The organism is Micromonospora sp. NPDC049580 (assembly GCF_040675595.1).
Classification (GTDB): domain Bacteria; phylum Actinomycetota; class Actinomycetes; order Mycobacteriales; family Micromonosporaceae; genus Micromonospora.
Genome location: NZ_JBFAPG010000202.1, coordinates 1 through 10438 on the forward strand (window position 1 = coordinate 1; position 10438 = coordinate 10438).

Here is a 10438-nt window from a genome sequence, read left to right on the forward strand (position 1 = left end):
CGTCCGGCGGGGTCTCCCGCAGCCACTCGCGCAGCAGCGACGCCACGACTGTGGCGTCGGCGGACGCGCGCTGCTGGGCCAGGAAGATCCGGAACACGGCGGCTTCCAGGCCGGGGGAGCGCTCCAGGTCGGTGACGCCGTAGTGGCTCAGTGCCTTGGCGAGCCTGGCCTGGAAGGCGTCGGGCAGCCCGGCCCGCTCCACGTCGAGGCTCTGCAGGTAGGTGTGGAAGTACTCCCGGGCGCTGCGGACGTGGGCGCCGCCGTCCTCGCCGGTCGGCCGGTTCCGGCTCAGCTCGGCCAGGTCGGCGAACACGTCGACGAGGTCCACCTCGGCGGCCAGCGGTCGGTGCCCGTCCTCGGCGGCCAACCGTCGCACCACGAGGTAGTCGTCGAGCACCCGGCGGTCGTCGTGCGGGTCCACGTCGAAACCGAGCAGTAGGCCGCGCAGATCCTCCTGACCGCGCCGGCTGCGCTCGTACGCCCCCGCGTTGTCGTCGGCGGCGGGCAGGTCCAGCTCGACGCTGGCGACGCTCGGGCCGGCCGCGGTCTCGGTGGCCTCGTCGGCGAGCGGTTCCAGCCGCAGCAGCGGCGCGCCCGCCTCCACCTGGCTGCCCACCGAGACGGCGCACTCCTTGAGCCGGGCCTTGAACGGCGCGCGCAGCACCGTCTCCATCTTCATGGCCTCCAGCACCAGCACCGGCGCCCCCGCCTCGACCTCGGCGCCGACCTCCAGCGGAGTGGCGACGACAAGCGCGGGCATGGGGGAGCGCAGGACGCCGCCCTCGTCGCGGCTGACCCGGTGCGTCACACCGTCGACCTCGACGAGGTGGGTCGGCCCGTGCGTGCCGGTGAGCAGGCGGTACCGGATGCCGTTGACGACGATCTGGCCGGTGTGCCGGTCGAAGCGGTCCAGCTCGACGTCGGCGGTGCGCTCGGCGCCGCCCGCCTCGATGCCGACGCGGAACCGGTGCGCCCCGATCCGCGCCACCCGCATCCGGTAGGTGACCCCGCGCAGCTTGAGGTCCAGCGGCCGGCCGCTGGCGTGCTGCACCTGCGGGCGGCCACCGGCGGCGGTCGACAGCAGCCGCTGCCGCTCGGCGCGCTCCTCCTCCTCGTACGACTCGATGGCGGCGGCGGCCAGGGCGACCGCGGAGTGCCGGTGCGTCACGAGTCGGCCTTCGCCCCGGACCCGGTCGATCCAGCCGGTGTCGGCGCTGGCGTCGATGATCTCGGGCTGGTCGAGCAGGTCGAGCACGAAGCTCTTGTTCGTCGCGCCACCCTCGATGATCACCGTGGTGTTGGCCATCGCCCGGCGCAGCTTGCCGAGCGCCTCGTCGCGGTCACGCCCGTACGCGATGATCTTCGCGATCATCGAGTCGAAGTCGGCCGGGATGGTGTCGCCCTCGCTCACGCCGGTGTCCACCCGGATGCCCGGGCCGGCGGGCAGGTCCAGCCGCGCGATGCGCCCCGGTGACGGCGCGAAGTCCCGGTCGGGGTCCTCGGCGTTGAGCCGGGCCTCGATGGCGTGCCCCCGCTCGGCCGGCGGCTCGCCGACGAGCCGGCCGCCGGACGCGACGTGCAGCTGCGCCTTGACCAGGTCGAATCCGGTGGTCAGCTCGGTGATCGGGTGCTCGACCTGCAGGCGGGTGTTGACCTCCAGGAACGCGAACAGCCGGTCGCCGGGGTGGTAGAGGAACTCGACGGTCGCCGCGCCCCGGTAGCCGACCGCCACGGCGAGCCGCTCCGCCGAGGTCTTCAGCTCGGCCGCCTGGGACGCGTCGAGCACCGGCGAGGCCGACTCCTCGATGACCTTCTGGTTGCGCCGCTGCACCGAGCAGTCGCGCACGCCGAGCGCCCACGCGGCGCCCTGGCCGTCGGCGATCACCTGGACCTCGACGTGCCGGGCGCCGGTGACCAGACGCTCCAGGAACACGATGCCGCTGCCGAACGCCCGCGCCGCCTCCTGGCTGGTGCGCTCGTACGCGTCGGCGAGTTCGGTCTCGTTCGTGATCACGCGGATGCCGCGCCCGCCGCCGCCGGCCGTCGCCTTCAGCATGAGCGGGTAGCCGATCTCGGCCGCCGCCGCCCGGGCGGCGTCCAGGGTCTCGACGGCGCCGCGGCTCCACGGCGCGACCGGCACGCCGACCTCCTCGGCGAGCAGCTTCGCGCCGATCTTGTCGCCGAGCTGGCGCATGGCCTCCGGGCTCGGCCCGACGAACGTGACCCCGATCTTCTCGCACAGCTCCGCGAACGCCGGATCCTCGGCCACGAAGCCCCAACCGACCCACGCGGCGTCGGCGCCGGTCTCGGTCAGGGCGCGCTCCAGCGTCGCCAGGTTCAGGTACGGGCGGGCGGACGCCGGACCGAGGTCGTACGCGATGTCCGCCTCGCGCACGAAGGTGGCCGTGCGGTCGACGTCGGTGTGGAGGGCGACCGTCTCGATCCGGCTGCCCGTCTCCGCGGCCAGCTCTCGGACCGCGTGGATGAGCCGCATGGCGGCTTCACCACGGTTGACGATGGCGACACGGTTGAACACCCGACTGACCCCTTTGGTAGACCATGATGTGCGTGCCGGACGTCGACGGCTCCCGGCAGTGGTCACTTTTCCGGCTCCGGACGGACAGCGCCATGGCGCAACCGCCGAACCAACCGTCGCTGTGTTGTAGGAACCCAACAAAACTTTTTGGCTGTCGAGCCGCGGGCGTCGATCTCCGCCCGATCCTCGGCGTGAATGCCCAGACGTCACCTTCGGGGTGTTTGCCACCTTTTCTCCATTGCCGCCGGGACGGCTCGGCTGGCCTGCATACGCCGTACCGCCCAGTCGTAGCGTGGAGGGGTGAGTCACCGGGATGACGTGCGAGAGTTCCTGCAGAGTCGTCGCGCACGGGCCGGCACGGAGCACATCGACCAGCGGGCGCGTGAGTCGCTCTCTGCCTAACCTCACCTGATCCGGACCGAGCCGAAGCGCTCAATTCGCGGCGACCCCGCCCTTACATGCCGGCCCCTCTGAACGAACGGATCATCATGCGCGTACTCGTCGTCGGTGGCAGCGGCCACATCGGTACCTTTCTCGTTCCCCGCCTCGTACGCGCCGGCCACGACGTGACCAGCATGAGCCGGGGAACCCGTAAGGCGTACTCCGACAGCCCCGAGTGGCAACAGGTCACGCAGGTCGTGGTCGACCGCGAGCAGCAGGACATCGATGGCACCTTCGGAGCCACCGTCCTGGCGCAGCACCCCGACGTCGTCATCGACCTGCTCAGCTTCACCATCGAGAGCACCACCGCCCTGGTCGAAACGATCCGCGGCCAGGTCGGCCACCTCGTGCACTGCGGATCGCTGTGGCGGTACGGCCCCAGCATCAAGCTGCCCATCAGCGAAGGCGAAGGCACCCCCGCCATCGACGAGTACGGCACCCAGAAGGAAATGATCGCCCAGTACCTCAAACGGGAAACCGCGAGCGGCGGCCTGGTGACGACCTCCGTGCACCCGGGTCACATCGTCGGACCCGGATGGCACCCGACGGGTGTGCTCGGCAACACCAACCCCGAGACCTGGGCGGACATCTCCGCCGGTCGCACTCTGCGCATCCCCGGCAGCGGCGCCGAATCGATGCATCACGTGCACGCCGACGACGTCGCGCAGGTGTTCGAGCTCGCGGCCACCCACCGTGACGCCGCGGCAGGCGAAGACTTCCACGCCGTTGCCGCACACGCACTGAACGTGCGCGGTTACGCCACCATCGCGGCCGGCTGGTTCGGACAGCAGGCGACACTCGAATCAATCACCTGGGATGAGTTCCGCAGCATCACGACGCCCGAGTTCGCCGAAGACAGCTGGGGCCACCTGCAGCGCAACCACGTGCTGTCCATCGAGAAGTCCCGCGCCCTCCTCGGCTACGCACCCGCCTGGGAACCGGAAGACGCGATCCTCGAGTCCGTGAGCTGGCTTATCGAACACGGCAAACTGTCGGTGGAGAACCCGCTCATCGGCAAGCTGTAAAGACGTCATGAGTACCCGATCGCGCACCTGAACCCCGCCAACGACGCCGCAGATCTTTCCTAGGACGCTTCAGGCGGTGTGTGGCCCGCCACGCACACCGGCTGCGGGCCACACCGGGGACCTAACCGGCCCGACGGCCGCGCGTCGAGACGAAGTGGTACGACATGACGGCGAACGCGGGCTCGCGCGTCAGTCGACGGAAGGCGTTCAGCTGCTGGGGCGTCAGGCCCGCCGCCAGCAGGTCCGGCTCCAACTGACGGGAGTTCGTCTCGTAGAGCGACGTGCCGGTCGACCCGCCCGCCCAGCTCTGCGAGTGGGTCATGGTGTCGACGTCGGTGAGGCCGGCGAGCGTCATCTCGGTGTGCACGTCCTGCGCCCACCCCAGGTCGGCGCCGTGGTCCTGCAGCACACCCATCATGGTGTCCATCACCTGCGCGAACAGCTTCGCCGCGTCGTCGCTCGGCGCGTTCAGCACCCGCACCGGCGTGGTGCAGTCGAACTCCTCGACGACCAGCCAGCCGCCGGGCGCCAGCGCGCCGGCGAGGGTGCGCAGGACCCGTCGGCGCTCGGGCAGGTGCAGCAGCACCAGACGGGCGTGGATCAGGTCGAACGCGTCCCCGGGCGAGGGCTCGGTGCGCACGTCGTGCCGGCGTACGCTCAGGTTGCCCTCCGCCCGCAGGTGCGTGGGGTCGATGTCGGTGGCCAGCACGCGGCCGTCCGCGCCGACCGCGCGGGCGATCCGTCGGGCCATCGAGCCGCCACCGGCCCCGACCTCCCAGCAGGCCGACCCGAGGCGCAGGACCGGGCGGGCCAGGCGGCGCATCGTGATCGGGTCCAGGAAGGACTCCAGCGCCCGCATCTGCGGGACCGCGTCCGGTGCGCCGTTGTCGAAGGTGTACGCGGCATCGCCTGTGGGAGTCGCCATCGTCTTCTGCCTCTCCGAGAGGGATCGGGTGACCTACGGGGTGTCGGCCCAGAGCCGAGGGGTCGATCGGGTGGCCGGGGGTGGCCCGGTGGCGGCGATGCTGACCATCGCCTCCAGCGGGCCCGGGTCGCTGCGCGCCTCGGCGGTCGGCCGGTCGTAGACCACCCGGCCGTACTCCAGCACCGCGACCCGGTCGGCGATCTCCAGCGCGTGGCGGAGCTGCTGTTCGACGAGCAGCACGGTCAACCCGCCGGCGGCCAGGTGACCGATGAGGTCGCGGACCCGCGCGGCCAGGTCGGGGGCGAGCCCCTCACAGGGCTCGTCGAGCAGCAGCACCCGTGGTTGACCGAGCAGCGCGCGGGCGATGGCCAGCATCTGCTGCTCGCCGCCGGAGAGTTCGCAGCCGCGGTGCCGCAGCCGGACCGCCAGCCGGGGCAGCAGTTCGAGGATCCGGGGCACCGTCCAGCCCTCGCCGCCGGGTGTCGCGGCCCGCCACGGCGCCGCCGCCAGGACGAGGTGCTCGGCCACCGTCAACCGGGAGAAGACCCGCCGGCCCTGCGGGACGAGACCGACGCCGGACTGGGCGACCCGGTGGGGTTGCCGTCCGGCCACGTGGACGCCGCCGATCTCGATGCGGCCGCTGGAGGCGCGCACCAGCCCGGCGATGGTGTGCACGAGGGTGCTCTTGCCGGCCCCGTTGCGGCCCACCACCGCCTGGATGCTGCCCGGCGGTACCCGCAGGGTCACCTCGTGCAGCACGATTCCCCCGGCGTAACCGGCGCAGAGCCGCTCCACGTACAGCATCAGGACACCCCGTCGGCGTAGGCCTGCCGCACCAGCGGCGAGGTACGGATCTCGTCCGGTGTGCCGGCGGCCAGCGTCCGGCCGTCGCGCAGCACGGTGACGGTGTCGCAGAGGGCGTACACCAGGTCGAGGTGGTGCTCGACCAGCAGCACGGCGACCTGCCGGGGCAGCGCCGCCAGCAGCTCGGCCAGCCGGCCGACCTCGGTGGCCGACAGCCCGGCCGCCGGTTCGTCGAGCAGCAGCAGGCGGGGACGGCCGGCGAGGGCCATCGCGATCTCCAACTGCCGGCGCTGGCCGTGGGCGAGGTGACCGGCGGGCACCGTCGCGAGGTCGGACAGGCCCAGCTGGTCGAGCAGCCCGGTGGCGCGCTGGCGGGCCGCGTCCCGAGTCCCACCGGGCCACCACCTGCGCCGCCGGATCGTTCGGGGCAGCGCGGCGACCTCGATGTTCTCGGTCGCGGTGAGCGTCGCGAAGACCGCGGGTCGTTGGTGGATCCGGTTGATGCCGCGGCGGGCCCGTGCCGCCGGCCCGAGCCGGCTGACGTCGCGGCCGGCGAAGCGCACCGTGCCGCGCTGTGGCCGCGTCGTGGCGCCGAGCACGTTGAGCAGGGTCGTCTTGCCGGCCCCGTTGGGCCCGATCAGGGCGTGTCGCTGACCGTCGTGCACGCACAGGTCGACGTCGGTGAGCGCGGCGAGTGAGCCGTACCGCACGCTGATCTTCTCGGCGCTGAGCAGGCAGTTCATACGCGCAGCTCCGACGTCGGGCCGCGGTCGGGGGTGGGTGCCGCGTCCGGGTGGCCCGGCGCGGGGATCGGTCGTCGTGGGCTGCCGTGCGGTCGGCGGACCCGGGTGACGCCGGTGGGCAGCAGGTACACCGTCGCCACGAACAGGGCGCCCAGCACCAGCGGCGCGTGACCGGGCAGCACCCCGAACAACCAGTCGCGTACGGCGATGACGAGCGCCGCCCCGACCAGGGCGCCGCCGACCGAGGCGGTGCCGCCGATGACGACGCCGAGCAGGAGCAGCGCGGAGGTGTCGAAGCCGAAGTCGGCGGGGGAGATGTACCGCTGGGCGACGACGAGCAGGGAGCCGGCGGCGCCGGCGATCGCCCCGGCGGCGACGTGCGCGCCGGACAGGTACAGCCCCACCCGGTGCCCGCTGGCCCGCAGCCGCATCTCGTCGTCCCGGCCGGCGCGCAGCAGCAACCCGACCCGGGTCCGCAGCAGCAGGAGCACCGCGCCGACGAGCGCCGCCACGACGACCAGCGTGTAGAGATACCGGGCCTGGTCGGTGGCCAGGATCGGCAGGCCCCACAGTGGACGGATCGGATCGATGCCGGCCAGGCCGTCGGTGCCGCCGGTCACCGACCGCCAACGCCCGAGAACGGTCACGACGAGCTCACCGACGGCCAGGGTGATCATCAGCACGATGACGCCCCGGGCCGGGACGACAAGCGGCAGGGTCACGGCGGCCAGCGTCGCCCCGGCGAGCGCCGCCACGGCGACCTGCACGACGCCGACGTCGGAGACCTGGCTGCCGAGCACGGCGCTGGCGTACGCGCCTGCGGCGTACGGCGCGGTCTGGCCCAGGGTGGGCATGCCGGCGACACCGGTGAGCAGCGCCACGCTCACCCCGACCAGGCCCAGCGCCAGCGTCCGGGCGAGGATCGCCGCGGTGTAGTCGTCCACCACCCACGGCGCCACGACCAGGCCGGCCAGGACGACCGTCGCGACGGCGACGCGTACCCGGCGGATCACCTCGTCCCTCACGTCGCCGCCCACCGCAGGGCCAGGCCCCGTGCCCGCACGGCGAGTACGGCGGCCATGGCGGCGAACAGCAGGAACGGGGCGGCCGACGGCAGCAGCGCCACGCCCAGGGTCTGGATCTCCCCGATCGCCAGCGCCGCGAGCAGGGTGCCCACCATGGATCCGAGGCCGCCGAGGACGACGACCACCAGCGAGAGCAGCAGCACCGTGTCGGCGGTGTCCGCGCCGGGACCGATGATGGGGGCGCCCAGGACCCCGGCCGCGCCGGCCAGCGCGCCACCGGCGGCGAGCACACCCACCCTGATCCGCGCGGGGCTCACGCCCAGGCAGGCGACCATCTCCGCGTCGTCCACGGCGGCGCGGACCAGCATCCCGGCCCGGGTCCGCCGCACCGTCAGGTAGAGCCCGGCCGCGAGCGCCGCGGCCACCACGATGAACACCAGCCGGTACGCCGCGTAGCGGTGCCCGGCGACCGCCACCGACCCGTCGAGGGCGGCGGGCACCAGGACCTGCGGATCGTCGGGCCCGAAGCCGGCGACGAGCAGGCTGCCGCCGGCCAGCGCCACCCCGAAGGTCAGCAGCGCCTGGGTGAGGTGGTTGCCGGTGGCGACCGGTGTGAGCAGGCCGGCGAGCAGCACCCCCGCCGCGGCGGCGGCCAGCACGCCGACACCCAGCGCCAGGGCCAGACTCGCCCAGCCGCCGTCGAACAGCGCCGCGGCGGTGTAGCCGCCGATCGCGTAGAGCATGCCGTGCGCCAGGTTGAGGATGTTGGCGACGCCGAAACAGAAGACCAGGCCCGCCGCCGCCACGAAGACGAGCAGCCCGTAGGCGACACCGTCCAGCGCCGGGATGACGTACGGGTCGATCCGGTTCGGGCCGGCCGCCACCGTGATCACCGGCCGATGGTCGCGAGGTCACCCACGACGGTGTTGGACAGCGCCCGGCCGTCCTGGCGGACCTGACGCAGGTACCACTTCTGCACCGGCGAGTGCGTGACCGTGGAGAACTGCCACGCGCCGCGCGGGCTGGCGACCTGCCCGAGTTTGCCGATCTGCGCGTTGATCGCCTCCGGGGTCGGGTCGCTCCCGGCGGCCCCGATGGCCCGGTCGAGCACCGCCGCCGCGTCGTACGACGCCAGGGCGTACGTCGTCGGCGACCCGTCGTGCTTGGCCTTCCACGCCGCGACGAAGCCCCGGTTCTCGGCGTTGTCGAGGTCGGGGGAGTAGTTGAGCACCGAGAAGATGTCCCGGGCGGCTTCGCCCTGCGCGTTGAGCACGCCGCCCTCGGTGAGGAAACCCGCCGCGTACAGCGGAACGTCCTTGATCTCGGACTGCGCGTACTGCTTGACGAAGTCGACGGCGGCGCTGCCGGCGTAGAAGGTGTAGACCGCCTGCGCGCCGGAGGCCTTGATGCGGGCGAAGTACGGCGTGAAGTTGGTGGTGGCCGGGAACGGGGTGAAGGTGGTCTTGCCGTCGGGGTTGGCGAGCGTTCCGCCGGCCTTGGCGAACGCCTCGGTGAAGCCGCGCAGCTCGTCCCAGCCGCCCTGGTAGTCGGGGCCGATGGCGTACACCGAGCCCTTGACGTTGTCCCGGACGTGCTGGGCGATCGCGGCGCCCGGCTCGTCGGAGAGGTACGAGGTGTGCCAGACCCGGGTGACGTCCTTGATCTCCGGTCGGCCGTTGGAGCCGACGAGGGGGACCTTGGTCTCCTGCAGCAGCGGGTAGACGCCGGCGACCGAACCGCCGCCGACGATGCCGGTGAGCGCGGCCACGCGGTCCTGCTTGAGCAGCTTGGTCGCCGCCGGCACGGCGGTCGCGGCGCCGTTGCCCTCGTCGGCGACGACGAGGTCGACCTGCCGGCCGCCGAGCTTGCCGTCGTGCGTGTCCAGGTACAGCTCGAAGCCGTCGCGGATCTCCTTGCCGACGGACTGGTACGTCCCGGACAGCGAGGCGAGCAGACCGATCTTGATGGATCCGCCGCCGGTCGTGCCGGGCTCGTCGTCGGCGCAGGCTGTGCTGACGGTCAGCACGAGCGCGAGCAGCACGGCGGCGAGGGCACGGCTGCGCGCAGGGGTGGTGAGGGACATGTCGTCTCCAGGGGAAGGGGAGGGGTCTGTCGGTGGGGTCAGCGGCTGCGGGCGAGCGCCGCACGGGCCGCGGGGGTCAGCGCGTCGCCGATCCGGTTGGCCAGCTCCGTCATCTCGTAGGAGACCTTGCCCACGTCGCACTCGGGCGCGGCGAGCACCAGCAGCGACGCCCCGTCGTTGAAGGCCATCGAGAACATGAAGCCGCCTTCGAGCTGGGTGACGTTGGAGATCACCGCCCCGGCGTCGAAGAAGGCCGCCGCGCCGCGCAGCAGGCTGACCAGGCCGCTGCCCGTCGCGGCGAGCTGGTCGGCCCGGTCCGGGGGCAGGTCGCGGGTGGCGGCCACCATCAGGCCGTCACTGGAGATGGCGATCGCATGGCTGACCTCGGTCGCGCGCTCGGCGAAGCTGTCCAGCAGCCAGCCGAGGTCCTGGTGGTCGGTCACGTGCTCTCCCTGTCGGTCATGAGTTGCCGAGGTTGATCGGGGTGCGCCGGCGGGCCGCCACTCCGCGCGCGTACGCGGCCATCGCGCTGGCGACCTGGGCCGGGTCCCGGTATTCGGAGCGTTGCTGTTGCTGCGCCACGGTGACGCCGCCGGGCACCAGGTGCCGTTGCGGCTGTCGTTTGGGCAGGCCGGAGTTGGTGGTCGCGGCCACGTCGGGCGTGTGCGCCTGCGCGGCGGTACGCCAGGCGTCGTCGGCGGGGCTGGACCACTGCCGGCCGTCGGAGGCGTCGACGACATCGGCGTGGAACCAGTGGTTGACCTGGTCGAAGATGAGCAGCTCCTCGGTCGGCGCGTCGCCGCGGTCCGCGCTGGGCGTCGGGCGGAACACGGGCGCCGCCGGCAGGGTCCGCGCC

The 10438-nt window shown here is 72.8% G+C and carries 9 protein-coding genes and 1 pseudogene; 1 reads left to right on the forward strand and 9 read right to left on the reverse strand.

What is annotated here, in order from left to right:
- A partial coding sequence (locus tag AB0J68_RS17685) for a biotin carboxylase N-terminal domain-containing protein (RefSeq protein ID WP_363939417.1) occupies positions 1-2536 on the reverse strand: 2536 nt, incomplete at its 3' end.
- 488 nt (positions 2537-3024) lie between these two features.
- Here AB0J68_RS17685 and AB0J68_RS17690 point away from each other — a divergent pair.
- Complete coding sequence (locus AB0J68_RS17690; protein ID WP_363939418.1) at positions 3025-4002, forward strand: NAD(P)-dependent oxidoreductase; 978 nt, start codon at positions 3025-3027, stop codon at positions 4000-4002.
- A 121-nt stretch (positions 4003-4123) separates the two neighbouring features.
- Here the strand turns inward: AB0J68_RS17690 and AB0J68_RS17695 are convergent, their stop codons facing one another.
- The 8 genes and pseudogenes from AB0J68_RS17695 to AB0J68_RS17730 all read right to left on the reverse strand — a co-directional run.
- Entirely contained in the window at positions 4124-4927 is an 804-nt protein-coding gene (locus tag AB0J68_RS17695) for a methyltransferase (RefSeq protein ID WP_363939420.1), read from the reverse strand.
- 33 nt (positions 4928-4960) lie between these two features.
- Positions 4961-5731 (reverse strand): ABC transporter ATP-binding protein, encoded by a 771-nt coding sequence (locus tag AB0J68_RS17700; protein ID WP_354862134.1) that lies wholly within the window; start codon positions 5729-5731, stop codon positions 4961-4963.
- Positions 5731-6474, reverse strand: coding sequence for an ABC transporter ATP-binding protein (locus AB0J68_RS17705; protein WP_354862132.1), 744 nt, complete (start codon positions 6472-6474; stop codon positions 5731-5733). Before AB0J68_RS17705 ends, AB0J68_RS17700 begins: the two co-directional genes overlap by 1 nt.
- On the reverse strand, positions 6471-7499 hold the full coding sequence (locus AB0J68_RS17710) for a branched-chain amino acid ABC transporter permease (protein ID WP_363939423.1): 1029 nt from the start codon (positions 7497-7499) through the stop codon (positions 6471-6473). The genes AB0J68_RS17705 and AB0J68_RS17710 overlap by 4 nt, the downstream gene beginning before the upstream one ends.
- On the reverse strand, positions 7496-8392 hold the full coding sequence (locus AB0J68_RS17715) for a branched-chain amino acid ABC transporter permease (protein WP_363939425.1): 897 nt from the start codon (positions 8390-8392) through the stop codon (positions 7496-7498). Before AB0J68_RS17715 ends, AB0J68_RS17710 begins: the two co-directional genes overlap by 4 nt.
- Positions 8389-9582, reverse strand: coding sequence for an ABC transporter substrate-binding protein (locus tag AB0J68_RS17720; protein ID WP_354862127.1), 1194 nt, complete (start codon positions 9580-9582; stop codon positions 8389-8391). Before AB0J68_RS17720 ends, AB0J68_RS17715 begins: the two co-directional genes overlap by 4 nt.
- Before the next feature lie 38 nt (positions 9583-9620).
- Positions 9621-10025, reverse strand: coding sequence for a roadblock/LC7 domain-containing protein (locus tag AB0J68_RS17725; RefSeq protein WP_007460021.1), 405 nt, complete (start codon positions 10023-10025; stop codon positions 9621-9623).
- Positions 10026-10041: 16 nt separating this feature from the next.
- Positions 10042-10438: pseudogene (locus AB0J68_RS17730) on the reverse strand (hypothetical protein); the annotation flags it as partial.